This is a genomic window from Kitasatospora sp. NPDC030952 (genome assembly GCF_055571335.1).
In genome coordinates, this window is the sequence record NZ_JBVIFM010000001.1 from 154925 (window position 1) to 180596 (window position 25672).

Annotated in this window: 27 protein-coding genes; 4 read left to right on the top strand and 23 right to left on the bottom strand. The window is 72.7% G+C overall.

The genetic code is table 11. The features are described 5' to 3' along the window. Positions 1–301: 301 nt before the first annotated feature. Positions 302–1930 carry a chaperonin GroEL gene (gene groL, locus ACZ47G_RS00705; RefSeq protein ID WP_465739311.1) on the bottom strand — a complete coding sequence of 543 codons (1629 nt, stop codon included), beginning with the start codon at positions 1928–1930 and terminating at the stop codon, positions 302–304. A gap of 112 nt (positions 1931–2042) precedes the next feature. Further along, positions 2043–2348 (bottom strand): co-chaperone GroES, encoded by a 306-nt coding sequence (gene groES, locus ACZ47G_RS00710; RefSeq protein WP_014136232.1) that lies wholly within the window; start codon positions 2346–2348, stop codon positions 2043–2045. A 247-nt stretch (positions 2349–2595) separates the two neighbouring features. Between groES and ACZ47G_RS00715 the strand changes: the two genes are divergently transcribed. Both ACZ47G_RS00715 and ACZ47G_RS00720 read left to right on the top strand, forming a co-directional pair. Beyond that, entirely contained in the window at positions 2596–2931 is a 336-nt protein-coding gene (locus ACZ47G_RS00715; RefSeq protein ID WP_465739312.1) for a hypothetical protein, read from the top strand. A gap of 37 nt (positions 2932–2968) precedes the next feature. Next, entirely contained in the window at positions 2969–4138 is a 1170-nt protein-coding gene (locus ACZ47G_RS00720; protein ID WP_465739313.1) for a THUMP-like domain-containing protein, read from the top strand. Position 4139: 1 nt separating this feature from the next. Here the strand turns inward: ACZ47G_RS00720 and ACZ47G_RS00725 are convergent, their stop codons facing one another. The 5 genes from ACZ47G_RS00725 to tsaB all read right to left on the bottom strand — a co-directional run bounded on the left by ACZ47G_RS00725 (position 4140) and on the right by tsaB (position 7822). Beyond that, complete coding sequence (locus tag ACZ47G_RS00725; RefSeq protein WP_465739314.1) at positions 4140–5051, bottom strand: polysaccharide deacetylase family protein; 912 nt, start codon at positions 5049–5051, stop codon at positions 4140–4142. Positions 5052–5291: 240 nt separating this feature from the next. Continuing rightward, positions 5292–5570 (bottom strand): hypothetical protein, encoded by a 279-nt coding sequence (locus ACZ47G_RS00730; RefSeq protein WP_465739315.1) that lies wholly within the window; start codon positions 5568–5570, stop codon positions 5292–5294. After that, positions 5567–6670 (bottom strand): tRNA (adenosine(37)-N6)-threonylcarbamoyltransferase complex transferase subunit TsaD, encoded by a 1104-nt coding sequence (gene tsaD, locus ACZ47G_RS00735; RefSeq protein WP_465739316.1) that lies wholly within the window; start codon positions 6668–6670, stop codon positions 5567–5569. Before tsaD ends, ACZ47G_RS00730 begins: the two co-directional genes overlap by 4 nt. Continuing rightward, on the bottom strand, positions 6663–7142 hold the full coding sequence (rimI, locus tag ACZ47G_RS00740; protein WP_380460926.1) for a ribosomal protein S18-alanine N-acetyltransferase: 480 nt from the start codon (positions 7140–7142) through the stop codon (positions 6663–6665). Before rimI ends, tsaD begins: the two co-directional genes overlap by 8 nt. Before the next feature lie 23 nt (positions 7143–7165). Next, on the bottom strand, positions 7166–7822 hold the full coding sequence (gene tsaB, locus ACZ47G_RS00745; protein ID WP_465739317.1) for a tRNA (adenosine(37)-N6)-threonylcarbamoyltransferase complex dimerization subunit type 1 TsaB: 657 nt from the start codon (positions 7820–7822) through the stop codon (positions 7166–7168). A gap of 157 nt (positions 7823–7979) precedes the next feature. On the opposite strand from tsaB, the gene ACZ47G_RS00750 reads away from it, so the two are divergent. Then, positions 7980–8546, top strand: a complete 567-nt coding sequence (locus ACZ47G_RS00750) for a hypothetical protein (RefSeq protein WP_380460924.1) — start codon at positions 7980–7982, stop codon at positions 8544–8546. Between the two features lie 200 nt (positions 8547–8746). On the opposite strand, the gene ACZ47G_RS00755 is transcribed toward ACZ47G_RS00750, so the two are convergent. The 6 genes from ACZ47G_RS00755 to glmS all read right to left on the bottom strand — a co-directional run bounded on the left by ACZ47G_RS00755 (position 8747) and on the right by glmS (position 16073). Then, entirely contained in the window at positions 8747–8950 is a 204-nt protein-coding gene (locus ACZ47G_RS00755; RefSeq protein ID WP_465739318.1) for a hypothetical protein, read from the bottom strand. A 130-nt stretch (positions 8951–9080) separates the two neighbouring features. Beyond that, positions 9081–9575 (bottom strand): tRNA (adenosine(37)-N6)-threonylcarbamoyltransferase complex ATPase subunit type 1 TsaE, encoded by a 495-nt coding sequence (gene tsaE, locus ACZ47G_RS00760; protein WP_380460914.1) that lies wholly within the window; start codon positions 9573–9575, stop codon positions 9081–9083. Positions 9576–9684: 109 nt separating this feature from the next. Beyond that, entirely contained in the window at positions 9685–11124 is a 1440-nt protein-coding gene (locus ACZ47G_RS00765; RefSeq protein WP_465739319.1) for an alpha/beta fold hydrolase, read from the bottom strand. Next, positions 11121–12320 carry an alanine racemase gene (gene alr / locus ACZ47G_RS00770; RefSeq protein WP_465739321.1) on the bottom strand — a complete coding sequence of 400 codons (1200 nt, stop codon included), beginning with the start codon at positions 12318–12320 and terminating at the stop codon, positions 11121–11123. The genes ACZ47G_RS00765 and alr overlap by 4 nt, the downstream gene beginning before the upstream one ends. Before the next feature lie 186 nt (positions 12321–12506). After that, complete coding sequence (locus tag ACZ47G_RS00775; RefSeq protein WP_465739322.1) at positions 12507–13982, bottom strand: NAD(P)H-hydrate dehydratase; 1476 nt, start codon at positions 13980–13982, stop codon at positions 12507–12509. Between the two features lie 234 nt (positions 13983–14216). Continuing rightward, complete coding sequence (gene glmS / locus ACZ47G_RS00780; protein WP_465739323.1) at positions 14217–16073, bottom strand: glutamine--fructose-6-phosphate transaminase (isomerizing); 1857 nt, start codon at positions 16071–16073, stop codon at positions 14217–14219. Between the two features lie 99 nt (positions 16074–16172). Between glmS and coaA the strand changes: the two genes are divergently transcribed. Beyond that, the gene (coaA, locus tag ACZ47G_RS00785; RefSeq protein ID WP_380460904.1) at positions 16173–17168 is read left to right on the top strand and encodes a type I pantothenate kinase; all 996 of its coding nucleotides are present in this window, start codon (positions 16173–16175) and stop codon (positions 17166–17168) included. Positions 17169–17260: 92 nt separating this feature from the next. Here the strand turns inward: coaA and glmM are convergent, their stop codons facing one another. From glmM to rpmJ, 10 genes are all read right to left on the bottom strand, one after another. Then, a complete protein-coding gene (glmM, locus tag ACZ47G_RS00790) occupies positions 17261–18625 on the bottom strand; it encodes a phosphoglucosamine mutase (RefSeq protein WP_465739324.1) in 1365 nt (454 codons plus the stop codon). A 162-nt stretch (positions 18626–18787) separates the two neighbouring features. Beyond that, the gene (gene rpsI, locus ACZ47G_RS00795; RefSeq protein ID WP_350503556.1) at positions 18788–19297 is read right to left on the bottom strand and encodes a 30S ribosomal protein S9; all 510 of its coding nucleotides are present in this window, start codon (positions 19295–19297) and stop codon (positions 18788–18790) included. Between the two features lie 45 nt (positions 19298–19342). Next, positions 19343–19786: a 50S ribosomal protein L13 gene (rplM, locus tag ACZ47G_RS00800; protein WP_030055846.1), complete on the bottom strand. Its 444-nt coding sequence runs from the start codon at positions 19784–19786 to the stop codon at positions 19343–19345. A 232-nt stretch (positions 19787–20018) separates the two neighbouring features. After that, the gene (locus ACZ47G_RS00805) at positions 20019–21677 is read right to left on the bottom strand and encodes an ABC-F family ATP-binding cassette domain-containing protein (protein ID WP_465739325.1); all 1659 of its coding nucleotides are present in this window, start codon (positions 21675–21677) and stop codon (positions 20019–20021) included. 41 nt (positions 21678–21718) lie between these two features. After that, the gene (gene truA, locus ACZ47G_RS00810) at positions 21719–22630 is read right to left on the bottom strand and encodes a tRNA pseudouridine(38-40) synthase TruA (RefSeq protein ID WP_465739326.1); all 912 of its coding nucleotides are present in this window, start codon (positions 22628–22630) and stop codon (positions 21719–21721) included. A gap of 80 nt (positions 22631–22710) precedes the next feature. Next, positions 22711–23187 (bottom strand): 50S ribosomal protein L17, encoded by a 477-nt coding sequence (gene rplQ / locus ACZ47G_RS00815; protein WP_465739327.1) that lies wholly within the window; start codon positions 23185–23187, stop codon positions 22711–22713. A 129-nt stretch (positions 23188–23316) separates the two neighbouring features. Next, positions 23317–24339 carry a DNA-directed RNA polymerase subunit alpha gene (locus ACZ47G_RS00820; protein WP_030055844.1) on the bottom strand — a complete coding sequence of 341 codons (1023 nt, stop codon included), beginning with the start codon at positions 24337–24339 and terminating at the stop codon, positions 23317–23319. A 165-nt stretch (positions 24340–24504) separates the two neighbouring features. Continuing rightward, positions 24505–24912, bottom strand: a complete 408-nt coding sequence (rpsK, locus tag ACZ47G_RS00825) for a 30S ribosomal protein S11 (protein WP_030232513.1) — start codon at positions 24910–24912, stop codon at positions 24505–24507. A gap of 72 nt (positions 24913–24984) precedes the next feature. Beyond that, positions 24985–25365, bottom strand: a complete 381-nt coding sequence (rpsM, locus tag ACZ47G_RS00830) for a 30S ribosomal protein S13 (RefSeq protein WP_316523629.1) — start codon at positions 25363–25365, stop codon at positions 24985–24987. A 176-nt stretch (positions 25366–25541) separates the two neighbouring features. Next, entirely contained in the window at positions 25542–25655 is a 114-nt protein-coding gene (gene rpmJ, locus ACZ47G_RS00835; protein ID WP_003956441.1) for a 50S ribosomal protein L36, read from the bottom strand. Positions 25656–25672 lie beyond the last annotated feature (17 nt).

Below are 25672 nucleotides of genomic sequence, written 5' to 3' on the forward strand. Positions count from 1 at the left end.
AGGCAATCTTTGCGTTCTGCAAAATTCTACTGATAGTTGAAGACTGGACAGCACCACCCCGAGCGGGCGAGCACCCGCCCCGAGCCACGCCCCGGAGGCGAGCGGGCGAGTCACCGCCCCGAGCCGAAGGGGCGCGCCGGTGCCGAAAGGAAGAAGCGACAAGCGAGGCACGAGCGCCGGAGCGCCGACCGTCGGCACCGGGTCCGAGCGCCCCGGAGGCGAGCGGGCGAGCAACACAGCCGGAGGCCCGGTCCGCGCCCCCTGGGGGGCGCGGACCGGGCCTCCGGTCAGCCGTTCGGCCTCAGTGCGAGTGGCCGTGGCCGCCGTGCGAGTGGCCGGCCTCCGGCTCCGTCTCCTTCTTCTCCACCACGAGGGTCTCGGTGGTGAGCAGCAGGGAGGCGATCGAGGCGGCGTTCTCCAGGGCGGAGCGGGTGACCTTGACCGGGTCGATGACGCCGGCCTTCACCAGGTCGCCGTACTCGCCGGTGGCGGCGTTGTAGCCCTGGCCGGGCTCCAGGTCGGCGACCTTGGAGGTGATGACGTAGCCCTCCAGGCCGGCGTTCTGGGCGATCCAGCGCAGCGGCTCGTGCAGCGCCTTGCGGACCACGGCGACACCGGTGGCCTCGTCACCCGACAGGCCCAGGCCGCCGTCCAGCACCTTGGCGGCGTGCACCAGGGAGGCGCCACCGCCGGCGACGATGCCCTCCTCGACCGCGGCACGGGTCGCCGAGATGGCGTCCTCCAGGCGGTGCTTGCGCTCCTTCAGCTCCACCTCGGTGGCGGCGCCGACCTTGATGACGCAGACCCCGCCGGCCAGCTTGGCCAGGCGCTCCTGCAGCTTCTCGCGGTCCCAGTCGGAGTCGGTGCCGGCGATCTCGCCCTTGATCTGGGCGACGCGGCCGGCCACGGCGTCGGCGTCGCCGGCGCCCTCGACGATCGTGGTCTCGTCCTTGGTGATGGTCACGCGGCGGGCGCTGCCCAGCACGTCCAGACCGGCCTGGTCGATCTTGAGGCCGACCTCCTCGGAGATGACCGTGCCGCCGGTGAGGGCGGCCAGGTCGCCGAGGATCGCCTTGCGGCGGTCGCCGAAGCCCGGGGCCTTGACGGCGACGGCGTTGAAGATGCCGCGGATCTTGTTCAGGACCAGGGTCGACAGCGCCTCGCCGTCGACGTCCTCGGCGATGATCAGCAGCGGCTTGGAGGTGCCGGACTGCAGGATCTTCTCCAGCAGCGGCAGCAGCTCCTGGATGGAGGAGATCTTGCCCTGGTGGATCAGGATGTACGGGTCCTCGAGGACCGCCTCCTGGCGCTCCGCGTCGGTGACGAAGTACGGCGACAGGTAGCCCTTGTCGAACTGCATGCCCTCGGTGAAGTCCAGCTCCACGCCGAAGGTGTTCGACTCCTCGACGGTGATGACACCGTCCTTGCCGACCTTGTCGATCGCCTCGGCGATCAGCTCGCCGACCTGGGTGTCCTGGGCGGAGAGGGACGCGACGGCGGCGACGTCGTCCTTGCCCTCGATCTCGCGGGCGACGGACAGCAGGTGCTCGGAGACGGCGGCGACGGCCTTGTCGATGCCCTTCTTCAGGGCGGCCGGGCCGGCGCCGGCGGCGACGTTGCGCAGACCCTCGTTGACCAGGGCCTGGGCCAGCACGGTGGCGGTGGTGGTGCCGTCACCCGCGACGTCGTTGGTCTTGGTGGCGACCTCCTTGACGAGCTGCGCGCCAAGGTTCTCGTACGGGTCGTCCAGCTCGACCTCACGGGCGATGGTGACACCGTCGTTGGTGATGGTCGGAGCACCGAACTTCTTGTCGATGACGACGTTGCGGCCCTTGGGGCCGATGGTCACCTTGACGGTGTCGGCCAGCTTGTTGACACCGCGCTCCAGCGAGCGGCGGGCGTCCTCGTCGAACTGCAGGATCTTCGCCATGTTCCCTATTCCCTCGGGGCTGCGGCCGACCGGCCGCCGAACTACGTGAACCAACGACCACGCCCCGGGCCCCTGTCACTAGGGACACGGATCCGGGGCGGGTCGGAACGACTTACTTCTCGATGATGGCGAGAACGTCGCGGGCGGAGAGGACGAGGTACTCCTCGCCCTGGTACTTCACCTCGGTGCCGCCGTACTTCGAGTACAGGACGATGTCACCGACGGCGACGTCGAGCGGCAGACGCTGGCCGTCCTCGAAGCGGCCCGGGCCGACGGCCAGGACGACGCCCTCCTGGGGCTTCTCCTTGGCGGTGTCCGGGATAACCAGGCCGGAGGCCGTGGTGGTCTCGGCGTCGAGCGGCTGGACCACGATGCGGTCCTCGAGCGGCTTGATGGCAACCTTGCTGCTGGTGGTCACGTCCGAGCTCCCCTTCGGAGATTACGGGGTTGTCTAACGGGTAGTGGCGAACCTGCGGGTCTGCCGTCGCGGGGGTCAGACACACGTCTTCGCATTAGCACTCCCCCAGTGGGGAGTGCCAAGGACGACCATAGGCCGCCGTTAGCACTCAGTCAACCAGAGTGCCAACGACGCGCCCCCGGGGCCCGGGCACGGATGAGTAGCCGTACTCATGTGCGGCGCCCGGACCGGCGGCCAGACTCCTGCCATGACCTCGATCCCGATGCGCGTCGGCCCGTCCCGGCTCAAGGACGCGGCGCTCGCCCTGCTGGCACTGCCCCTGCTCGGGGGCGTGCTCCCGTTCGTCGTCTTCTCCTTCGTCGCCTGCCTCGGCAACGGGCCCGGCGCCGGGGACGACGGGGACGGGCGCGGGTGGGCGTTCCTGGCCTACGGGATGATCGCCGGTCCGGCGGCCGCCCTGGTGGCGGGCGTCGTCGTGGCCGTGCGCGGCTGGCGCTCCGACTACCGGATCCTGTCGGTCGCCGCCGCGCTCTCCCCGTTCCTGGTGCCCGCCGTCCTCTCCTCGGGCGTCCTGTGGCGGTGAACCGCCCGCACCGCCGCCGACCGGTCAGAATGGCCCGGTGGACACCGAGAACCTCCAGCCCCTGCTGACCCCCGAGGGTCAGGCCCTGCTCACCGAGCTGCGCGAGTTCGCCCCCGAGGAGGAACTGGCGCTGGCCACCCGGTTGCGGCGGGAGCACCCGGCGGAGCTGGTGTCGGCGGCGTTCGGGCAGGCGCGGCTGCGGCAGCGGGCCCGGGCGAAGTTCGGGGCGGACGCCGACCTGATGTACTTCACCCCCAACGGGGTCGAGCAGTCCACCCGGCGCAGCGTGGCCGAGTGGCGGGCCCGCCGCTTCGCCGAGCTGGGCGTACGGCGCCTCGCGGACCTCTGCTGCGGCATCGGCGGGGACGTGCTGGCGCTGGCCCGGGCCGGGATCCACGTGCTGGCCGTCGACAAGGACCCGGCAGCCTGCGCCGCCACCGCGGCCAACGCCGCCGCGCTGGGTCTGTCCGCGCTGGTCGAGGTGCGTTGCGCGGACGTCGCCGAGGTGGACGTCACCGGCTACGACGCGGTGTTCACCGACCCGGCCCGGCGCACCGCGCGCGGCCGGGTGTTCGACCCGGAGGCGTACGCCCCGCCGCTGTCCTGGGCGATCGAGGCCGGCCGCCGGACCCCGATCGGCGCCCTGAAGGTCGCCCCGGGCATCCCGCACGAGGCCGTCCCGGCGGACGCCGAGGCCGAGTGGGTCTCCGACCACGGGGACGTCAAGGAGGCGGTGCTCTGGTTCGGCACCGGGGCGCCCCGCCCGCACCGCGCCACCCTGCTGCCGCACGGCGCCACCCTGACCGGCGGCGACCTGCCCGACCCGCCGGCCGGCCCGGTCGGGCGGTACCTGTACGAGCCGGACGGCGCGGTGATCCGGGCGCACCTGGTGGCCGAGGTGGCCGGGCAGGTCGACGGCCGGCTGATCGACCCGAAGATCGCCTACGTGACCTCGGACCGGCTGGTCGCCACCCCGTACGCGCACGCCTTCGAGCTCACCGACGTGCTGCCGTACAACGTCAAGAAGCTCAAGGCGTTGCTGCGCGAGCGCGGGGTCGGCACGGTGGTGATCAAGAAGCGCGGGATGGCGATCACCCCGGAGGAGCTGCGCCGCCAGCTCAAGCCCTCCGGGCCGAACACCGTCACGGTGATCCTCAGCCGCACCGACGACGGGCCGCTGATGATGCTGGGGCAGCCGGTCGGCTGACCTACGAGGCCGGCGCCTGGATGTAGTCCTCCAGCCGGGCCACCGAGAAGCCCTGCTCCTGGATCCGGGCCAGCAGGTCCGCGAACATCTGGGTCATCGTGGCGCCCTTGAGCTCCTTGGGGCCGCGGAAGTGCGCCAGGATGATGTCGCCGGACTTCAGCTTCTTGTCCCCCGCCTGGTACTGCATGTCGTGGATCTGCATCGACTCGCGCCAGAGCACGATCGCCCGCGGACCGCACTGCTGCACCGAGGAGTTGAGCGTCGGGGTGTTGGCGCCGTCGCCGAACGGCGGGCGGAACAGCAGCGGGGCGGTGCCGTACTGCTGGGTGAGCGCGGCCTGGTCCTCGCAGATCTCGGACTTCTGCTTGTCCGCCGACAGCTTGCTCATCACCGGGTGGGTGACGGTGTGGTTCTGGATGTGGTTGCCCAGCGCCTGGAGCGGCTTGAAGTAGCCGTAGTCGTTCTTGACGATGTCCTTGGTCAGGAACATCGAGATCGGCACCTTGAGGTCGGTCAGCATCTCGACGAACTTCGGGTCCTTCTCGGCGCCGTCGTCGATGGTGATGAAGACGACCTTGTCGGTGGTCTTCACATCGCTGAACACCGGTACGGTGCCGGTGCGTTCGAGCTTGATGGGCTTGTCGGCGGGCGGCGCGGGGGCCGGGGCCAGCGGCTTGAGGTTCCACTTCGCCCAGGCCGCGGCGTCGCCCTGGGCCGGGGCCGCGCCGGGCGTGGTGGCCGCGGCGGTCGGCGTGCCGCCGCCGGTGGGCCCGGCCGCCGCCGACGCCGCCGTGCTCGCGGCCGGCGCGGCGGCGCCGCCGCCCCCGTTGTCGCCGCACGCGGTGGCGAAGGCCAGCAGGGCCAGCGCCCCCGCCGCGTACGTCCTGGTCCTGCTCAGCCCGTCCCTGTTCACCGCAGCGCGCTCCCGGTCCCGTCCAGCCTTCTCTCAGCTATGCACGGTAGCGGCCTCGGCGGCGGTTCCCGTCCACGCCTTGGACCGACCGGCACATGGTGGGTGGAGGAAGGAGCGGCGTCCGGGCCGAGCCTGGCAAGGCGGAGGAGGGAGTAGCAGCGGAGCTGCGGCGACCGACGACAACGCAGTCCAGGCGACAGCCCGGGCGTCGCGACGCCGCTCACCATGTGCCGGTCGGTCTTACTCGACGTGCTCGCTGATGAAGGACCAGCGGTGCACCGGGCGGCCGAGCAGCTCGGCCGGCGGGTCGGCGACGGCCGCGAACATGTCGGATTGGGGCGGCTCGCCGCTCCACCAGGTGATCAGCAGCACCCGCTCGCCAGGCGCGGAGAGCAGTTCGAGGCGCTCCAGCCCGGCCGTGCCGCGCAGTCCGGGCAGCGCGAACTCCCGCACCCAGGCGGCGAGTTCGACCCCGCGACCGTCCGCCGCCCGGGCCTCCCACATCGCGGCGACGGTCATGCGGCGCCGCCGCCGAGGGCCTGGTAGGCCTGGCCGTGGACGTCGCCGTGCCCGGTCGCCGCGGGGACGTGGACGTCCGTCACCGGCAGCGAGGAGTCGGCGGACAGGTCGAAGGCGGAGGGGGCGCGGTCGCGCCACACCATCTCGGAGCCCAGCGCCGCCACCATCGCGCCGTTGTCGGTGCACAGGCCCGGCCGGGGCACCCGCAGCCGGATGCCGGCCCGGTCGCAGCGCTGCTGGGCCATCTCGCGCAGCCGGGAGTTGGCCGCGACGCCGCCGCCGATCATCAGGTGGTCGACGCCGTTGTCCTTGCACGCCTTGACGGCCTTGCGGGTGAGCACGTCGGTGACCGCCTCCTGGAAGGAGGCCGCGACGTCGGCGATCGGCACCTCCTCGCCGGCCCGGCGCTTGGCCTCCACCCAGCGGGCGACGGCGGTCTTCAGGCCGGAGAAGGAGAAGTCGTACTCGGGGTCGTTCCGGCCGCTCAGGCCGCGCGGGAAGCTGATCGCCTTGGGGTCGCCCTCGCGGGCCGTCCGGTCGACGATCGGGCCGCCCGGGAAGCCCAGGCCCAGGACCCGGGCGACCTTGTCGAAGGCCTCGCCGGCCGCGTCGTCGATGGTCGCGCCGAGCGGGCGGACGTCCGTGGTGATGTCCTCGCTGAGCAGCAGCGAGGAGTGCCCGCCGGAGACCAGCAGGGCCATCGTCGGCGAGGGCAGCCGACCGTGCTCCAGCTGGTCGACGCAGATGTGCGAGGCGAGGTGGTTGACCCCGTACAGCGGCTTGTCCAGCGCCCAGGCGTACGCCTTCGCCGCGCTGACGCCGACCAGCAGCGCGCCGGCCAGGCCGGGACCGGCGGTGACGGCGATGCCGTCCAGGTCGCCGGCCTTGATCCCGGCGGTGTCCAGGGCGCGCTGGATCGTCGGGACCATCGCCTCCAGGTGGGCGCGGCTGGCGATCTCCGGGACGACGCCGCCGAAGCGGGCGTGGTCGTTGACGCTGGAGGCGACCGCGTCGGCCAGCAGGGTGGTGCCGCGCACGATGCCGACGCCGGTCTCGTCGCAGGAGGTCTCGATGCCGAGGACGAGCGGTTCGTCAGCCATGGGGGGTGTCCTTAGGGTCCTTCGGGTCAGTGCTCGGGTGTTCGAGGCGCATCACCAGCGCGTCGATGTTGGCGGGCTGGTAGTAGCCGCGCCGGATGCCCACCGGTTCGAAGCCGTGGCGCTCGTACAGCCGTTGGGCGCGCTGGTTGTCCACCCGGACCTCCAGCAGCAGGTCGGCGCAGCCGCGCCGGGCGGCCTCGTGGATCAGGTCGGTGAGCAGGGCGGTGCCGAGGCCGGCGCCCTGGTGGCGGTCGTCGACGGCGATGGTCTGGACGTCGCCCTCGCCGGCGACGGTCATCAGACCGGCGTAGCCGACGATCGTGCCGTCCGCGGCGGCGGCGACCGAGTAGTGGCGGGTGCCGCCGGGGTGGGCCTCGGCGAGCTCGGACCAGAACATCCCGTGGGACCAGGCGTCCTCGGGGAACAGCCGGAGCTCCAGGTCCATCACCGGCCCGATGTCCCACCAGCGCATCGGGCGCAGGGTGGTGCCGTGGTTCACGCCGGGAGCACCGCCTTGTAGCCAGCCGGGACCTGGGCGTCCGGACGGCGCAGGTACAGCGGCACGTTCGGCAGCAGCTCGCGCCCGGCGGCCAGCTCGGCCGCGGCGAAGCCGGCCAGGGCACCGGCCGAGACGTGCGCGGGGCCGTGGGCGCCCGGGAAGGCGTCCGGGTAGAGCAGCGCGCCGGCGCCCACCGAGCGGGCCGCGGGCGTCAGCTCGGCCGGGCGGTCCACCCCCGGGCCCTCGGTGCGGTTGCCGTCGGCGTCGTACGAGGCCCAGTAGACCTCCTTGCGGCGCGCGTCGGTGGCCACCGTGAACGGCTCCCCGGCCAGGCCCTCGGCGCGGGCCTGGAAGGCGATCGCGTCCAGGGTGCAGACGCCGTGCACCGGCAGGGCCAGCGCGTGGCCGAGCGCGGCGGCGGTCACCAGACCGACCCGCAGGCCGGTGTACGGGCCGGGGCCGACGCCGACCGCGATGCCGGTGAGGCGGCTCTTGTCCACTCCGGCGGCCCGCAGGACCTGGTCGATCGCGGGCAGCAGCAGTTCGCCGTGGCGCCTGGCGTCGACCTGGTGGGTCTCGGCGAGGACGCCCGTGCCGTCATGGACGGCGGCGGTGACGGCGGGGGTAGCGGTGTCGAACGCGAGCAGCAGCACGGGGTCAAGGTTAGACCGACGTTGGGCCGACCGGCTGATCGAGCTGGTGTCCCCCTCCGGAACACACGTACTGGGCGCTGCCGACCCGCCCGGGGGACCTGGCACGATTAGGGCCGTACGAACAGCGGACGGCGGCGGGAGCGGGCACGTGGCGAAGATGGGTCCTGGAGTGGTGGTCACGGGGTTGACCCTGGGGGCCCTGGCGGTGGTGAGCCTGCTGGCCTTCCAGGCCAACGGCGCGCAGGACCGCGCGGGCGGAGCCCGGCCGACCGTCGCCTCGACGTCCACCGGCCCGGCCGCCTCCGCGACGCCGAGCGCCTCCGCCACCCCGACCGTCCCGCCGCTGCCGGCGTCCTCGGGCAGCGGCACCCGGGTGGTCTACTCAGCCGGCAGCCACTTCGTCTGGCTGGTCGACCCGAAGAAGAACCCGCAGGTCACGGCTGCCTTCCCGGTCACCCCGGGCTCCGTCGAGCCCACCCCGGGCAGCTACTCGGTGTACAGCCGCAACCCGAGCGCCACCGGGACGGACGGCCGGCAGATCGAGCACGTGGTGCGCTTCGCGCAGCAGAACGGCGTGGTGTTCGGCTTCAGCGCGGCACTGGACGGCGCGACCCCGACCGCCGACCCGAAGACCAAGACCGGCGGCATCCGCAGCGGCCGCGCCGAGGGACAGCTGCTCTGGGACTTCGCGCCGAACGGCGCCAAGGTGGTCGTGATCCCCTGATCCGGGCGCCCTCCGGGGCGCGGGCGGGACAGGCCCCAAGGGCGTGTCTGACAATTCGCGTCGGATCAGCGCGCGGCGTCGGGGTGTGTGCATCGCAAGGCGGAGGAGGGAGTCCATGCGGAGCATCGGCGACCGACGACAACGCGGCGAGGCGCGTGCCCCGGTGTCGCGCGCCCGGCGGGAATTGTCAGACACGCCCTCTAAGCGGCCCGGGGAGTACCGGCCTCGGGCCGCTCGGGCTCCTCGGCCTGTCGGGGCCGCGGCTCGGGCGGGGTGGACACCGCCTCGGCGGCCGCGCAGGCGGCCAGCAGCGCCCGCATCGGCTCGCCCGGAGCGCGGTGGGCGGACTCTCCGGCCCCGGCGGTGCGCGCGGCGCGCTCCGGGGCGGGGGTGGTGCTCGACATGGCGCCTCCCTAGTTAGGCAGACCTAACCGCAGCAACCATCCCACCACGCCCGGCGCCCCGCCCGCAACACCTTGCCGACAGCCTGTCGGCAAAACGGTGGAACCCGATCGACCGGTGCGGGAGCACGGCTCAGGCCAGTGCGGCCAGCTCCACGCCCGCCCAGCGCCCGCCGATGCCGGTCAGCAGCACCCGGCGCGGGTCGTGGTCCTCACCGGCGGTGTCACCGATCGCCCGCTCGATCCGCACCTCCAGCCGGTCCTCGGACAGCCGCTCGACCTTGCCCTCGCCCCACTCGACCACCACCACCGACTCCGGCAGCGAGACGTCCAGGTCGAGGTCCTCCATCTCGTCGAGGTCACCGCCCAGCCGGTACGCGTCCACGTGCACCAGAGCCGGGCCGCCGACCAGCGAGGGGTGCACCCGGGCGATCACGAAGGTCGGCGAGGTCACCGCCCCGCGGACCTGCAGCCCCTCCCCCAGGCCCCGGGTCAGCGTGGTCTTCCCCGCCCCCAGCTCGCCGGAGAGCAGCACCAGGTCCCCCGGCCGCAGCAGCGCGGCCAGCTCCCGGCCGAGCCGGCCCATCCGCTCCGGAGTGGGGACGGTCAGAGTGGCGTGCGAGCCCATGCGCGTGTCTTGCCCTTCGGTCCGTAGCGGCGCACCGACCACCGGCCGCCACCGCTACCGTGCCACATCCCCGCCCCCCGTCGTGGCGCGCGGTCCGGCTCGACGGGGGTCAGGCCGGGTCGACGGCCGCTTCCCCGGACGCCCCGGACGCCCCGGACCGCTCGGCGGACTCGGCCGGCTCTGCGGGTTCAGCCGGCTCGGTCGGCTCGCCCGGCTCGGCGGCGAGCTCCAGGACGGCCGGCGGCAGCGGCGCCGCCCCGGCGAAGTCCGCGGCCCGGCGCAGCAACAGCGCCAGCTCGTGGTCGACCAGCTCCGGGCGCTCCAGCAGCACCAGGTGCCCCGCCCCCTCGACCAGGACCAGCTCGGCGCCCGGCAGCCGCTCCGCCATCGTCTCGCTGTGCGCCGACGGCGTCAGCAGGTCCTTCGTCCCGGCCAGCACCAGGGCCGGCAGGCCGCGCAGGGCGGCCAGCGCCTCGTACTTCTCGTGCGCGCCGAACACCGGGTAGAACTCGGCGACCACGTCGATCTGGGTGGCGTCCAGCAGCTGTTCGGCGAACCGCACCACACCGGGGTCGACGTCCCGGCCCCCGAAGGAGAACCGCCGGTAGAACACGGCGGCGACGTCCGAGCCGATCCGCCGGCTCGCCTCCACCAACTCGACCTGACGGCCGAGCAGCTTCACCACGCCCGGCGCGACCTTCTTGAACAGCTTGGCCCCGGCCCTCGGCAGACCGAGGCTCACATCGTTCCAGTCCCCGGCCAGGGTGCCGACCAGCGCGACCCCGGCGACCCGCTCCCGGAACAGCTCCGGGTGCTGGTCGGCCAGCGCCATCACCGTCATGCCGCCCATCGAATGGCCCACCAGCACCAGCGGCCCGGTCGGTGCGACGGCGTCGATCACCGCCTTGAGGTCGCCGCCCAGCTGGTCGATGCCGGCCGGCTCGCCCGCCAGGAACGAGCGGGAGCGCTCGGAGCGGCCGTGGCTGCGCTGGTCCCAGAAGACCAGCCGCATGCCCTCGCGCAGCGCCGCCCGCTGGAAGTGCCAGCTGTCCTGGTTGAGGCAGTAGCCGTGGCTGAACACCACGGTCAGCGGCTCGGGGCTGGTACTCGCCCGCTCGCCTCCAGAAGGCTCTGACCCGGTGCCGACGGTCGTCGCTCCGATGCCCTCGTTCCTCAGGCCTCCTCGCTCCTCCCTTTCGGCACCGGCGCGTCCCTCCGGCTCGGGGCGGTCCCCGTCACGGTCGCCGTCCGGCTCGTCCCAGCCGGGGCCGTCCAGCTCGACGTACAGCCTGGTGCCGTCCGGCGCGGCCACCGTCAGCGGGCGCCCGCGCAGCGAGCCGTACGGGGCGGTCGCCTCCAGCTCGGCCCGGGCCCGGCGGCGCATCGCCCGTCCGACCGTCAGCCGCTCGATCGCGACGCCCGCGGCCGCGCCGGCCGCCAGCACGCCGACCGAGATCCCGATCACGCCGGCCCGGCTCACCCCGGTGGCCACGTCGGCGACCTTGGCCACCGCCGCGACCGGGTTGCTGTCGGCCGGCGTGTCGGTCATGCCGCGCGGCCCCCGTCGTGGCTGCCGCCCAGGTAGCGGCGGGGCACCCGGGCGCCGATCCGGGTGATGATCTCGTACGAGATGGTGCCGCAGGCGCGGGCCCAGTCCTCGGCGGTGGGCTCGCCGCGCTCGCCGGGGCCGAACAGCAGCACCTCGTCGCCGGCCTCGGGGGTGTCGCCGCCCAGGTCCACCACGAACTGGTCCATCGCCACCCGGCCGGCGACCGTGCGCCACTTGCCGCCGATCTGCACCGGGCCGGTGCCGCTGGCGTGGCGCGGGACGCCGTCGCCGTAGCCGACCGGGACCAGGCCCAGGGTGGTCGGACCGGGCGTCACGTAGTGGTGGCCGTAGCTGACCCCGTGCCCGCCGGGGACGTGCTTGACCAGCGCCAGCCGGGCCGACAGCGACATCACCGGGCGCAGCCCGAAGTCGGCCGGCGACCCCACCTCGGGCACCGGCGACAGCCCGTACGCGGCCAGGCCGGTGCGGACCAGGTCGAAGTGCGCCTCCGGCAGCAGCAGGGTGGCCGGGGAGTTCGCGAGGTGCCGCACCTCGGGCCGCAGCCCGGCGGCCTCGGCGTGCGCCAGCGCGGCGCGGTAGGAGTCCAACTGGGCCTGGATCGACGGGTGGCCGGGCTCGTCGGCGGCGGCGAAGTGCGACCAGACGCCGACCGCCCGCAGTAGCCCCTCCGCCTCGGCGCGCCGCACCTCGGCCACCAGCTGCGGCCAGTCGTGCGGCTGGCAGCCGTTGCGGCCGAGGCCGGTGTCGGCCTTCAGGTGCACGCGCGCCGGGATGCCGGTCTCCCGAACGGCCGTCAGCAGCTCGTCCAGCGCCCACCGGCCGCTGATCGAGATGTCCAGGTCCGCGCGCAGCGCCTCGCGCCACGGGCCGCCGGGCGTCCACAGCCAGCACAGGATGCGGGCCTGCTCGGGGCGGATGCCCGCGGCCCGCAGCGCCAACGCCTCGTCCGGCGTCGCGCAGCCCAGCCAGCCGACCCCGTTCGCGACCGCCTCGCGGGCGCACTCGACCGCGCCGTGGCCATAGGCGTCCGCCTTGACCGCGAGCATCACCGCCGCGCTCCCGACGCGCTCCCGCAGGGACGCGAGGTTGCCGCGCAGGGCGGCGAGATCGATGGTCGCCTCGGCCCGTACGCCGTCGGTGAGGGTGGCCGTGCCGGTCGTGTTCGCAGTTGTCATCAGGGTCAGTCTCCCAGACGTCCCGGAGTCCTCGCCGAACGGCCCATCGGCGCGACGGTCGGTGCCGCGGCCTCCCGCACCCCGCCGACCTGCGGCGAACGGCCCGTCCGCCCAGCTGAGGACGCCGTGAACGGACGTTTCGGTTCCGCCCCGGGGCGGCGCGGCCGGGCCGTCGGCCGGTGCCGGCTACGGCTCCCGCACCGCCCGCCAGACCGCCGGCAGCGCCCCGGCCACCGCGAGCGCCGTCACCGGCGCGCCCGGGTCGCCGGCCGCCTCCCGGCCCGCCAGGCCGTGCAGGTAGGCGGCCACCGAGGCGGCGTCCAGCGGGGACAGGCCGGCCGCCAGCAGCGAACCGGCCAGCCCGGCCAGCACGTCCCCGCTGCCCGCGGTGGCGAGCCAGGAGGTGCCGGTGGGGTTCACCCGGACGGCTCCGCCCGGGTCGGCGACCACGGTGGTGGAGCCCTTCAGCAGCACCGTGGCCCGGTAGGCGGCGGCCAGCCGGCGGGCGGTGGCCAGCCGGGCGGCGGCCAGCCCGTCGGCGGCGGGCGGGGCGGTGCCCTCGGCGCCGGCCAGCAGCCGGGCGGCCTCGCCGGTGTGCGGGGTGAGCAGGGTGGGCGCGGTCCGGCCGGCCAGCGCCTCCGGGCCGAGCCGGCCCAGCTCGGTCAGCCCGTCCGCGTCCACCAGCACCGGGACGTCGCTCGCCAGCGCCTCGGCCAGCGCCTGCCGCGCCCCCTCGCCACCGCCCGGGCCGACCACCCAGGCCTGCACCCGGCCGGCCCCGGCCGGGCCGCCCTCGGTGACCAGCGCCTCGGGGAAGCGCCGCACCACCTCCTCGGCCGCCGTGCCGACGTACCGGACGGCGCCCGCACCGCCCCGCAGCGCCCCGGCGACCGCCAGCAGCGCCGCCCCCGGGTAGGTGGCCGAACCGGCCGCCACCCCGACCACGCCCCGCCGGTACTTGTCGCTCTCCGCGCCCGGCAGCGGCAGCAGCGCCGCCACGTCCGCGTGCTGCAGGGCCGTCACCTCCGGCCGCGGCGGCTCCAGCCCGATGTCCACCAGCTGCACGGCGCCCGCGTAGGAGGCCCCCGGGTCGATCAGCAGCCCGGGCTTGTACGTGCCGAAGCAGACCGTGACGTCCGCGCGCAGCGCCTCGCCGGGCACTTCGCCGCTGTCCGCCTCCACCCCGCTGGGCAGGTCCACCGCCACCACCACCCCGCGGCGCCCGGCCCGGGCGTACGGCACGGCCTCGGGGCGCAGCCCGCCCCGACCGCCGATGCCGACGATGCCGTCCAGCACCAGGTCCGCGCGCGAGAAGTCGGCCAGGCCGACTTCCTGCTCCGCCGTCACCCGCCCGCCGGCCGCCCGCAACGCGGCCAGCCCGCCCTGGTGCGCCTTCTCCGGCGCGAGCAGCACCGCCGTCACCCGCGCCCCGCGCCGGGCCAACGCCGCCCCGGCGTACAGCGCGTCACCCCCGTTGTCCCCGCTGCCCGCCAGCACCGTCACCCGGCTGCCGTACACCCGCCCCCGACGCCGGCCCAGCAACCGCGCACAGGTCGCCGCCAGCCCGGCGGCCGCCCGCTGCATCAGCGTGCCCTCCGGCAGCCGCGCCATCAGCTCGGCCTCGGCGGCCCGGACGGTTTCCACAGGGTGTGCATGACGCATGGGGAGAACTCCTTCAGCAGTCGGCTACCGCCGACGCTAGCCCGCTTCCCCGCCCCGAGGGAGCCGGGCCCGCGGCACACTTCCGAGTCCGAGGGCGGGGACCGCACCACCCGCACCCGGGTCGGGTCCGGCACGTCGATCGACCTGCCCGCGCCGTTCCCGTCCACGCACGACACGGCGCCCCCGCGGTAGGACGCAGCCACCGCGGGGGCGCCGTTGCCGACGAGCGCGGGACTACTCGACGGTGACCGACTTCGCCAGGTTGCGCGGCTGGTCGACCTCGTGGCCCTTGGCCGTGGCCAGCTCGCAGGCGAAGACCTGGAGCGGGACGGTGGAGACCAGCGGCTGGAGCAGGGTCGGGGTGACCGGGATGCGGATCAGGTGGTCCGCGTACGGCACGACGGCCTCGTCGCCCTCCTCCGCGATCACGATGGTGCGGGCGCCGCGGGCCCGGATCTCCTGGATGTTGGAGACGATCTTGTCGTGCAGGATCGACCGCCCGCGCGGCGAGGGCACGACCACCACGACCGGCAGCCCCTCCTCGATCAGCGCGATCGGGCCGTGCTTGAGCTCGCCCGCCGCGAAGCCCTCGGCGTGCATGTAGGCGAGCTCCTTGAGCTTGAGCGCGCCCTCCAGGGCCACCGGGAAGCCGACGTGGCGGCCGAGGAACAGCACCGAGCGGGCGTCGGCCAGCGAGCGGGCCAGCTCGCGCACCGGCTCCATGGTCTCCAGCACCTGCTCGACCTGCTTCGGCGCGTCGCCGAGCTCGCGGATGATGGTGAAGATCTCGTCGCCCCACTTGGTGCCGCGCACCTGGCCCAGGTAGAGGGCGACCAGGTAGCAGGCGACCAGCTGGGTGAGGAACGCCTTGGTGGACGCGACGGCGACCTCCGGCCCGGCGTGGGTGTACAGCACCGCGTCCGACTCGCGCGGGATGGTCGAGCCGTTGGTGTTGCAGATCGCCAGCACCTTGGCGCCCTGCTCGCGGGCGTGCCGCAGCGCCATCAGGGTGTCCATGGTCTCGCCGGACTGCGAGATGGCGATGACCAGCGTGCCGGGGCCCATGATCGGGTCGCGGTAGCGGAACTCCGAGGCGACCTCGACCTCGCAGGGGATGCGGGTCCAGTGCTCGATCGCGTACTTGGCGATCATGCCCGCGTGGAACGCGGTGCCACAGGCGACGATGACGACCTTGTCCACCGAGCGCAGGTCCGCGTCGGAGATGCGCAGCTCGTCGAGGGTCAGCCGGCCGTCGGTGCCGATCCGGCCGAGGAGGGTGTCGGCGACGGCCTTCGGCTGCTCCGCGATCTCCTTGAGCATGAAGTAGTCGTAGCCGCCCTTCTCGGCGGCGGAGGCGTCCCAGTCGACGTGGTACTCGCGCACGTCGGCCGGGGTGCCGTCGAAGTTGGTGACGGTCACGCCCTCCCGGCGCAGCTCGACGACCTGGTCCTGGCCCAGCTCGATCGCCTCGCGGGTGTGCGCGATGAACGCGGCGACGTCCGAGGCGAGGAAGTTCTCGCCCTCGCCGCGGCCCACCACGAGCGGCGAGTTGCGGCGGGCGCCGACCACCACGTCCGGCGCGTCCGCGTGGACGGCTACCAGGGTGAAGGCGCCGTCCAGCCGGCCGCAGACCACCCGCATGGCCTCGGCCAGGTCACCCTGGTACGCCTCGCCGAGCAGGTGGGCGACGACCTCGGTGTCGGTCTCGGACCGGAGGGTGTGGCCGCGCTCGGCGATCTCGGCGCGCAGCTGGGCGAAGTTCTCGATGATGCCGTTGTGGACGACGGCCACCCGGCCGTCGTCGTCCAGGTGGGGGTGGGCGTTGGCGTCCGTCGGGCCGCCGTGGGTGGCCCAGCGGGTGTGGCCGATGCCGGTGGTGCCGCCGGGCAGAGGGGACTCGGCGAGCGACTTCTCCAGGTTGGCGAGCTTGCCGGCCCGCTTGTCCGTGACGAGACTCCACTGCCCCTGGGAGTCCTGCGCCTGCACCGCGACACCGGCCGAGTCATAGCCCCGGTACTCCAGTCGCTGCAGGCCCGCGATTACTACGTCGAGGGCGGACTGCGCGCCCACGTATCCAACAATTCCGCACATGCGTGCCAGCATAAGGGCCGTTCTGTGGCCCTTTTCCCGCCCCGCGCGAACGCTGCGTGACCGACACCACAACCACGGTGAACGGCGCTACGGCTCACAATGGAGCACGTGCTGACCGAACTCTGTACGCGGGGAGCTGCCTCGCCCGGCTCGTCCCCGTCCCCCTATGTGGACCTCAGCCGGGCCGAGTGGAGTGCGCTGCGCGAGCGTACGCCACTGCCGCTGACCGCCGAGGAGGTGGAGCAGCTGCGCGGCCTCGGCACGGCCCTCGACCTCGACGAGGTGCGTGACGTCTACCTGCCCCTGTCCCGACTGCTGAACCTGTACATCCACGCCACGCACGACCTGCGCGGCGCGCTGGGCACCTTCCTGGACACCCCGGACACCGAGCGCACCCGCACGCCGTTCATCATCGGCGTGGCCGGCTCGGTGGCCGTCGGCAAGTCCACCACCGCCCGCCTGCTCCAGGCCCTGCTGGCCCGCTGGCCCGAGCACCCCCGGGTCGAGCTGGTCACCACCGACGGCTTCCTGCTGCCCAACGCCGAGCTGCGCCGCCGGGGCCTGATGGCCCGCAAGGGCTTCCCGGAGTCGTACGACCGCCGGGCGCTGATGCGCTTCGTGGCGGACGTGAAGGCGGGCAAGGACCGGGTCACCGCGCCGGTGTACTCCCACCTGGTGTACGACATCGTGCCGGACGTGCGGCTGACGGTGGAGCGCCCGGACATCCTGATCGTCGAGGGGCTGAACGTGCTCCAGCCGGCCCTGCCCGGCACCGACGGCCGCACCCGCCTCGCGGTGGCCGACTACTTCGACTTCTCGATCTACGTCGACGCCCGCACCGACGACATCGAGCACTGGTACCTGGACCGCTTCCGCAAGCTGCGGCAGACGGCCTTCCAGGACCCGAACTCGTACTTCCGCCGCTTCACCGAGGTGCCGGAGGAGGAGGCGATGGAGTACGGCCGGCAGGTCTGGCGCACCATCAACAAGCCCAACCTGCTGGAGAACGTGCTGCCCACCCGCGGCCGGGCCACCCTGGTCCTGCAGAAGGGCCCGGACCACAAGGTCCGCCGGGCACTGCTGCGAAAGCTCTGACCGGGCGAAGGACACACGGCGAAGGACACGCCACGAAGGACACACCACGAAGGGCCCCCGCACCGGGCGGGGGCCCTTCGCCGTACGGGGCCTCAGCCCAGGTGGGTGCGCACCGCCTCGGCCAGCCGCTGCGCGACCGCCTCGGCCTGCGTCGGGTCGGCGGCCTCGACCATGACCCGGACCAGCGGCTCGGTGCCGGAGGGGCGCAGCAGCACCCGGCCGGTGGCGCCCAGCGCGGTCTCGGCCTCGGTGACGGCGGCGGCCAGCTCGGTGCTGGTCCTCACCCGGCTCTTGTCGACGCCCTTGACGTTGATCAGCACCTGCGGCAGACGGGTCATCACGGCGGCCAGGTCGGCCAGCGGCTGCTTGGTGGCGGCCAGTCGGGCGCCCAGCATCAGGCCGGTCAGGGTGCCGTCGCCGGTGGTGGCGTGGTCCAGCAGGATGACGTGGCCGGACTGCTCGCCGCCGAGCGCGAAGCCGTGCTCCTTCATCGCCTCCAGCACGTAGCGGTCGCCGACGGCGGTCTCCACCAGGTCGATGCCCTCGCGCTCCATCGCCAGCTTGAAGCCGAGGTTGGACATCACGGTGGCGACCGCGGTGTTGCGGCGCAGGGTGCCGGCCTCCTTCATGGCGACGGCGAGGATGGCGATGATCTGGTCGCCGTCCACCTCGTTGCCCTGGGCGTCGGCGGCCAGGCAGCGGTCGGCGTCGCCGTCCAGGGCGATGCCGAGGTCGGCCCGGTACTCCTTCATCGCGTCGCGCAGCCGGTCCAGGTGGGTGGAGCCGACGCCGTCGTTGATGTTGAGGCCGGTGGGCTCGGCACCCAGGGTGTGGACGACCTCGGCGCCGGCCCGGGCGAAGGCCTCGGGGGCGACGTACGCGGCCGCGCCGTGGGCGCCGTCGATGACGACCTTGATCCCGTCCAGGCGGTTGGGCAGCACGCCGATCAGGTGGGCGACGTACTTGTCGAAGCCCTCGGTGTACTCGCGGACCCGGCCGACGGCCGCGCCGGTCGGGCGGTTCCAGTCCTCGCCGGCGACGGTGTGCTTGCGGTAGTGGGACTCGATCGCGTCCTCGATCCGGTCGTCCAGCTTGTGGCCGCCGCGGGCGAGGAACTTGATGCCGTTGTCCGGCATGGCGTTGTGGCTGGCGGACAGCATCACGCCGAAGTCGGCGCCGAGCGCGCCGGTGAGGTACGCCACGGCGGGGGTGGGGAGGACACCGACCCGGAGCACGTCGACGCCGGAGCTCGCCAGGCCCGCGATGACCGCGGCCTCCAGGAACTCGCCCGAGGCACGGGGGTCACGGCCGACGACCGCCACCGGCCGGTGCCCCTCGAAGGCGCCGGCCTCGCCGAGCACGTGGGACGCCGCGACCGACAGGCCGAGCGCCAGCTCCGCCGTCAGGCCCTCGTTGGCCACACCGCGTACGCCGTCCGTACCGAAGAGTCGTCCCACTGTCCCGTCCTCCATCACCATGCTCGGAACCCACCGATGATCCCGGCCGCCGCACGTTAGCCGGGGAACACGTCGCCCCGGAGTACACGAGGTACTCCGGGGCGACGGTTTGCGCAACCAGGGGGTGCACCGCCAGGGCGGGCCGCACCCCCGGGGACGCGATTAGCGCTTGCTGTACTGCGGCGCCTTGCGGGCCTTCTTCAGACCGGCCTTCTTGCGCTCGACGGCGCGGGCGTCACGCATCAGGAAGCCGGCCTTCTTGAGGGCGGCGCGGTTGTTGTCCACGTCGGCCTCGTTCAGGGCACGGGCGACGCCGAGGCGCAGCGCGTAGGCCTGGCCGGAGACGCCGCCACCGCTGATGCGGGCGACGACGTCGTAACGGCCGTCCAGCTCGAGGAGCTTGAAGGGCTCGTTCACGGTCTGCTGGTGCACCTTGTTCGGGAAGTAACCCTCGAGGGTGCGACCGTTGATCTTCCACTGGCCGGTGCCGGGGACGATGCGCACGCGGGCGATCGCCTCCTTGCGACGGCCGAGGCCGGCGCCCGGGGTGGCCTCGCCGAAGCGGCCGGCCAGGGACTCGGAGGTGTAGCTCTCCTCGGAGGTGTACTCGCCCTCGACGGCCTCAACGGCCTCGTCGAAGTCGACCTCAAGGGTTTCAGTGGTCTCGGCCACGATGATCCTCAGCTCTTTTCAGTGTTGGGGGGCTTGGTGGCCGAATTACTGCGCGACCTGGGTGATCTCGAACGGCACCGGCTGCTGGGCAGCGTGGGGGTGCTGGTCGCCCGAGTAGACCTTCAGCTTGGAGAGCATCTGGCGGCCCAGGCTGTTCTTGGGGATCATGCCCTTGATGGCCTTCTCGACGGCCTTCTCGGGGTTGTTCGCCAGCAGGTCGTCGTAGCGCACCGAGCGCAGACCGCCCGGGAAGCCCGAGTGGCGGTAGGCCAGCTTCTGGGTCTTCTTGTTACCGGACAGGTGCACCTTGTCGGCGTTGATGATGATGACGAAGTCACCAGTGTCAACGTGCGGCGCGTAGATCGCCTTGTGCTTGCCCCGGAGGAGGTTGGCGGCCTGGGAGGCCAGGCGGCCGAGCACGACGTCGGTCGCGTCGATGACGTGCCACTGACGCTGGACGTCGCCGGGCTTGGGGCTGTACGTACGCACGGTCGTAGCCTTCGCTTTTCAGTGAGTGAGTCCTGACAGGAGCACCCGGACGGATGAGCAGCCTGGCCACCCTTGGACGCAATTCAAGGGGGACCGCTGGTCGTCGACCTGATGTCTCCGGCGTACCGACCTCTCACGTGAGATAGAGCGAGCCAATACGCACATCAAGCGTCCAGGTTACCGGGCGGGCGGGAAGGGGTCAAAAAACCCCTGGCGCCCACCCCGCCGTCACTCAGCGTTCGCGCTCGACCCGGGTGACGTCCCAGACCGGTTCGGCCGATTCGAAGACCCGGCCGTCCGCCCCGAACACCAGGAAGCGGTCGAAGGTCTTGGCGAACCAGCGGTCGTGGGTCACGCACAGCACCGTGCCGTCGAAGGCCTCCAGCCCGGACTGCAGCGCCTCGGCGCTCTCCAGGTCCAGGTTGTCGGTCGGCTCGTCGAGCAACAGGGCCGTCACGCCGGAGAGTTCGAGCTTGAGGATCATCAGCCGGGCCTGCTGCCCGCCGGACAGCGACTCGAACTTCTGCTCCTCCTGACGGTCCAGCTCGTACCGGCGCAGCGCGCCCATCGCGGCGCCGCGACTGAGCGCGTGCTCCTCCTCGATGATCGAGCGGACGGTACGTCCGAACAGCTCCGGGTGGGCGTGGGTCTGCCGGAAGTGGCCGGGCACGACCCGGGCGCCGAGCTTCCAGTCGCCGGTGTGGGCCACGCTGCCGTCGCCCGCGAGCAGCCGCAGCAGGTGCGACTTGCCGGCCCCGTTGGCGCCCAGCACCGCGACCCGCTCGCCGTAGAAGACCTCCAGGTCGAAGGGCTGCATCAGGCCGGTGAGCTCCAGCCGCTCCATGGTGAAGGCCCGCACCCCGGTGCGCCCGCCCTTGAGCCGCATGGAGATGCTCTGCTCGCGCGGCGGCGCCTCCGGCGGGCCGGCGTCCTCGAACTTCTTCAGCCGGGTCTGGGCGGCCGCGTAGCGGGAGGCCATCTCGTGGCTGACGGCGGCGGCCTGACGCAGGTTGACCACCAGCTTCTTGAGCTTGGCGTGCTCCTCGTCCCAGCGGCGGCGCAGCTCCTCGAAGCGCTCGAAGCGGGCCTTGCGGGCCTCGTGGAAGGTGTCGAAGCCGCCGCCGTGCACCCAGACGCTGCTGCCGGCGCCGCCGGACTCGACACTGATGATCTTGTCCGCGGTACGGGAGAGCAGCTCGCGGTCGTGCGAGATGAACAGGACGGTCTTCGAGGTGGCCTTGATGGCCTCCTCCAGCCAGCGCTTGGCGGGGACGTCCAGGTAGTTGTCCGGCTCGTCGAGCAGCAGCACCTCGTCGGGGCCGCGCAGCAGCGCCTCCAGCACCAGCCGCTTCTGCTCGCCGCCGGAGAGGGTGTTCAGACCGCGCCACTGGGCCTTGTCGAAGGGCATCCCGAGGGCCGCCATGGTGCAGACGTCCCAGTCGGTCTCGTAGTCGTAGCCTCCGACGTCCGCCCAGTCGGAGAGCGCCTGGGCGTAGGCCATCTGCGTCTTCTCGTCGTCCTGGGCGATCATCGCCAGCTCGGCGGCGTCCACCGCGCGGGCGGCCTTGGCGATCCGCTCCGGGGCGACCGAGACCAGCAGGTCGCGCACCGACGCGTCGGCGGGCAGGGCGCCCGGGGTGGCGCTCTGGTCCTCGCGGCCGGTGGTGCCGACGAACTGCCGCATCACGCCGAGCCCGCCGCTGATCGTCACCGTGCCGCCGTGCGGCTGGATGTCCCCCGCGATCATGCGCAGCAGGGTGGTCTTGCCGGCCCCGTTGGCGCCCACCAGGGCCACCGCGGCGCCCTCACCGACCCGGAAGGACGCGTCGTCGAACAGCACCCGCCCGTCCGGCAGGTAGTACTCCAGGTGCGAAATCTCGACGTGTCCCATGGGAGCGATTGTCCCAAGCGGACGCCCCGGGCCAAAACGGATTACGAGGCGGCGGGCTGCCCGGGCAGCGTGCGCATCCGCCTGGCCTGCCGGTTCCGCTCGGCGAGCTGGTCGTCCGGCGGGTAGCCGACCTCCTCCAGGGTGAGCCCGTAGGGGCGGATCACGTTGACGGCCGAGTTGCGGACCCCGCCGGCCAGCACCTCGCCGGGGAACTCCACCGGCCGGTGCCCGTCGCCGACCAGCAGCATCGCGCCGACCAGCGCCCGGACCATGTTGTGGCAGAAGGCGTCGGCCCGGACGGTGGCCACCGCCAGGGTGCCCTCCTGGCTCGCGTAGGTGTCCACCGGGACGCGGTCCCAGTGCAGCTCCAGCAGGGTGCGGATGGTGGTGGCGCCCTCGCGCTTCTTGCAGTACGCGGCGAAGTCGTGCTCGCCGAGCAGCAGCTTCGCGGCCTCGTTCATCCGGTCCACGTCCAGCGGCCGGTCGTGCCAGAGCACGTGTCCGCGCAGCAGCGGGTCGACCCCGCCGGGGTGGTCGGCGACCCGGTACGCGTACCGGCGCCAGATCGCCGAGAAGCGGGCGTCGAACCCGGCCGGCGCCTCGCCGACCCGGTAGATCCGGACGTCCCCGGGCAGCCGCCCGGCCAGCCGGCGGAGCAGCTTCTCCCGGTGCGCCTCCCACAGCTCGGCCGGCAGGTCGACGTGGGCGACCTGGCCGCGGGCGTGGACGCCGGCGTCGGTGCGGCCGGCCACGGTCAGCGGGAAGAGCTCCTGGCTGCGGGTGACGACCTGCAGCGCGCTCTCGATCTCCTCCTGGACCGTCCGGCGGCCGCCCTTCTGGCGGGCCCAGCCGGAGAACTCGGCGCCCTGGTAGGCGAGGTCGAGCCGGACCCGGACGTGCCCGTCGGCCGGGCCGTCCTTCACCGGCGGCTGCTCGGCACAATCGTTGACCACTGCTGTTCCTCTCCCGGGACGAGAAAACGGGCCCGCTCCCCCATCGCTGGGGAAGCGGGCCCGCAACACACCTAGCGGTGTCAGGCCTGCTCGGCGGCCTCGGCCTCGGCGGCCTCGGGGGCCTCGACCTTGGCGTCGGCCTCCTTGACGGCACGCTTGGTGGCGGCCTCGGCCTCGCCGACGGCGGTCTGCGCGACGGTCAGCGCCTCGACCAGCTCGATCACGGCCATCGGGGCGTTGTCGCCACGACGGGGACCGATCTTGGTGATACGGGTGTAACCACCCGGGCGGTTCTCGTAGCGCGGCGCGATCTCGGTGAAGAGGGTGTGCAGCACGGCGATGTCCGTGATGGTCTTGCGCACCAGGCGACGGTTGTGGATGTCGCCCTTCTTCGCCTTGGTGATGAGCTTCTCCGCCAGCGGGCGCATCCGACGGGCCTTGGCCTCGGTCGTGGTGATGCGGCCGTACTGGAACAGCTCCCGGCACAGACCGGCGAGCAGCAGCGGCTCGTGGTGCGGGCCGCCGCCGAGGCGGGCACCCTTGGTGGGACGCGGCATGGAATTACTCCTTGGATCTCCGACTGCGGCCGTACCAGGTACCGCAGCGGGCGTACGGGCACTGTGCCCGCACGGCTTTCATGACGACGGGGACGGTCCTCGGAAGAACCGCCCCCGCGGCCAAATCTCTTAGTACTGCTCGGTCTCCGCGTAACCCGCGTCGTCCAGGTCGTCGGCGCCGAAGGCGTCGGCGGCGGCGGTCGGGTCGAACCCGGGCGGGCTGTCCTTGAGGGCCAGGCCCATGCCGGCCAGCTTCGCCTTGACCTCGTCGATCGACTTCGCACCGAAGTTGCGGATGTCGAGCAGGTCGGCCTCGGAGCGGGCGACGAGCTCACCCACGGTGTGGATGCCCTCGCGCTTGAGGCAGTTGTAGGAGCGGACCGTGAGCTCCAGCTCCTCGATCGGCAGCGCCAGGTCGGCGGCCAGGGCGGCGTCCGTCGGGGACGGGCCCATGTCGATGCCCTCGGCGTCGATGTTCAGCTCGCGGGCGAGACCGAACAGCTCCACCAGGGTCTTGCCGGCCGAGGCCATGGCGTCGCGCGGACGCATGGCGGGCTTGGTCTCGACGTCGACGATCAGCTTGTCGAAGTCGGTCCGCTGCTCGACACGGGTGGCCTCGACCTTGTAGGTGACCTTCAGCACGGGGCTGTAGATCGAGTCGACCGGGATGCGGCCGATCTCCTGGCCGGAGGCCTTGTTCTGGACGGCGGAGACGTAGCCGCGACCGCGCTCGACGGTCAGCTCCATCTCCAGCTTGCCCTTGCCGTTCAGGGTGGCGAGGACCAGCTCGGGGTTGTGCACCTCGACACCCGCCGGCGGGGCGATATCGGCGGCGGTCACGACGCCCGGGCCCTGCTTGCGCAGGTACATCACGACCGGCTCGTCGTGCTCCGAGGAGACGACCAGCTGCTTGATGTTGAGGATGAGGTCGGTCACGTCCTCCTTGACGCCCGGCACGGTGGTGAACTCGTGCAGGACGCCGTCGATGCGGATGCTGGTGACAGCGGCACCCGGGATCGACGACAGGAGCGTGCGGCGCAGGGAGTTGCCGAGGGTGTAGCCGAAGCCCGGCTCCAGCGGCTCGATCACGAACCGGGAGCGGAACTCGTCGACGACCTCTTCGGTCAGCGAGGGACGCTGAGCGATAAGCATGGGGTTTCGATCCTCCAGTCTTCGGCGCCCACTATTTGACGCCGAACGGACGGCCATGAGGCGATGGCCTCATGCCAAGCGTACGGGGTCCCGCAGGCAGTGACGACTCACTACGTGGGACCCCGTACGAGGTTTAAAGCAGACTGCGAGCCCGAAGGCGCTGCGTCAGACGCGGCGGCGCTTCGGCGGACGGCAGCCGTTGTGCGGGGTGGGGGTGACGTCCTGGATCGAGCCGACCTCCAGGCCGGTGGCCTGGAGCGAACGGATCGCGGTCTCGCGGCCGGAGCCCGGACCCTTCACGAAGACGTCGACCTTGCGCATGCCGTGCTCCTGCGCGCGACGGGCAGCGGCCTCGGCGGCCATCTGCGCGGCGAACGGGGTGGACTTGCGCGAGCCCTTGAAGCCGACGTGGCCGGCGGAGGCCCAGGAGATCACGTTGCCCGCGGGGTCGGTGATCGAAACGATGGTGTTGTTGAACGTGCTCTTGATGTGCGCGTGGCCGTGAGCGACGTTCTTCTTTTCCTTGCGGCGGATCTTCTTCGCGCCGGCAGCCTGACGACCCTTGGGGGGCATAAGTCTGTTCTCCTACTGAGGTGGTCGGTCCGCTGACCCGCGGGCCGGAGGGATGTCCGGTTACGGGACGGACTACTTCTTGCCCGGCTTCTTCTTACCGGCGATCGCGCGACGCGGGCCCTTGCGGGTACGCGCGTTGGTGTGGGTGCGCTGGCCGCGGACCGGCAGGCCACGGCGGTGACGCAGACCCTCGTAGCAGCCGATCTCGACCTTGCGGCGGATGTCGGCGGCCACCTCACGGCGGAGGTCACCCTCGACCGTGTAGTTGGCGTCGATGTACTGGCTCAGCTTGACCAGGTCGTCCTCGGTGATGTCGCGAACGCGGACATCCGGGTTGACGCCGGTCTCGGCGAGGGTCTGCTGGGCGCGGGTACGGCCGATGCCGTACACGTACGTAAGGGCGATCTCGATCCGCTTCTCACGGGGGAGATCAACGCCGGCGAGGCGTGCCATTCAAGGCTCCTGTGGTTCTTCAGAGGTCTGACGAGCCACCTACTCCGACACCTCACGGTGAGGGAGCCCCGGCCTCTGACCGGGGGCGGCAGTCCGTCCCTTCCGGGACGGATCGGGTGACCCGCGTATGACGTTTTCGCGTCGCGCGAAGTACTACGAGAAATGCGGGAGGGAGATCAGCCCTGGCGCTGCTTGTGGCGCAGGTTGTCGCAGATCACCATGACCCGGCCGTGACGGCGGATCACCTTGCACTTGTCGCAGATCTTCTTGACGCTCGGCTTGACCTTCATGTTTCAGGTTCTCCGGG

What these genes read in the sequence shown, in the direction of transcription:
- groL (WP_465739311.1), bottom strand. Translation starts at nt 1,930, where the DNA reads ATGGCGAAGATCCTGCAGTTCGACGAGGACGCCCGCCGCTCGCTGGAG.
- ACZ47G_RS00775 (WP_465739322.1), bottom strand. Translation starts at nt 13,982, where the DNA reads ATGCGTCATGCACACCCTGTGGAAACCGTCCGGGCCGCCGAGGCCGAG.
- ACZ47G_RS00805 (WP_465739325.1), bottom strand. Translation starts at nt 21,677, where the DNA reads ATGGGACACGTCGAGATTTCGCACCTGGAGTACTACCTGCCGGACGGG.
- rpmJ (WP_003956441.1), bottom strand. Translation starts at nt 25,655, where the DNA reads ATGAAGGTCAAGCCGAGCGTCAAGAAGATCTGCGACAAGTGCAAGGTG.
- glmS (WP_465739323.1), bottom strand. Translation starts at nt 16,073, where the DNA reads ATGTGCGGAATTGTTGGATACGTGGGCGCGCAGTCCGCCCTCGACGTA.
- ACZ47G_RS00715 (WP_465739312.1), top strand. Translation starts at nt 2,596, where the DNA reads ATGACCTCGATCCCGATGCGCGTCGGCCCGTCCCGGCTCAAGGACGCG.
- ACZ47G_RS00750 (WP_380460924.1), top strand. Translation starts at nt 7,980, where the DNA reads ATGGGTCCTGGAGTGGTGGTCACGGGGTTGACCCTGGGGGCCCTGGCG.
- rpsK (WP_030232513.1), bottom strand. Translation starts at nt 24,912, where the DNA reads ATGCCCCCCAAGGGTCGTCAGGCTGCCGGCGCGAAGAAGATCCGCCGC.
- rpsM (WP_316523629.1), bottom strand. Translation starts at nt 25,365, where the DNA reads ATGGCACGCCTCGCCGGCGTTGATCTCCCCCGTGAGAAGCGGATCGAG.
- tsaE (WP_380460914.1), bottom strand. Translation starts at nt 9,575, where the DNA reads ATGGGCTCGCACGCCACTCTGACCGTCCCCACTCCGGAGCGGATGGGC.
- alr (WP_465739321.1), bottom strand. Translation starts at nt 12,320, where the DNA reads ATGACAACTGCGAACACGACCGGCACGGCCACCCTCACCGACGGCGTA.
- ACZ47G_RS00755 (WP_465739318.1), bottom strand. Translation starts at nt 8,950, where the DNA reads ATGTCGAGCACCACCCCCGCCCCGGAGCGCGCCGCGCGCACCGCCGGG.
- tsaD (WP_465739316.1), bottom strand. Translation starts at nt 6,670, where the DNA reads ATGGCTGACGAACCGCTCGTCCTCGGCATCGAGACCTCCTGCGACGAG.
- ACZ47G_RS00820 (WP_030055844.1), bottom strand. Translation starts at nt 24,339, where the DNA reads ATGCTTATCGCTCAGCGTCCCTCGCTGACCGAAGAGGTCGTCGACGAG.
- coaA (WP_380460904.1), top strand. Translation starts at nt 16,173, where the DNA reads ATGGAGCACGTGCTGACCGAACTCTGTACGCGGGGAGCTGCCTCGCCC.
- ACZ47G_RS00765 (WP_465739319.1), bottom strand. Translation starts at nt 11,124, where the DNA reads ATGACCGACACGCCGGCCGACAGCAACCCGGTCGCGGCGGTGGCCAAG.
- rplQ (WP_465739327.1), bottom strand. Translation starts at nt 23,187, where the DNA reads ATGCCGCGTCCCACCAAGGGTGCCCGCCTCGGCGGCGGCCCGCACCAC.
- rimI (WP_380460926.1), bottom strand. Translation starts at nt 7,142, where the DNA reads ATGCGCTGGTGGGACATCGGGCCGGTGATGGACCTGGAGCTCCGGCTG.
- ACZ47G_RS00730 (WP_465739315.1), bottom strand. Translation starts at nt 5,570, where the DNA reads ATGACCGTCGCCGCGATGTGGGAGGCCCGGGCGGCGGACGGTCGCGGG.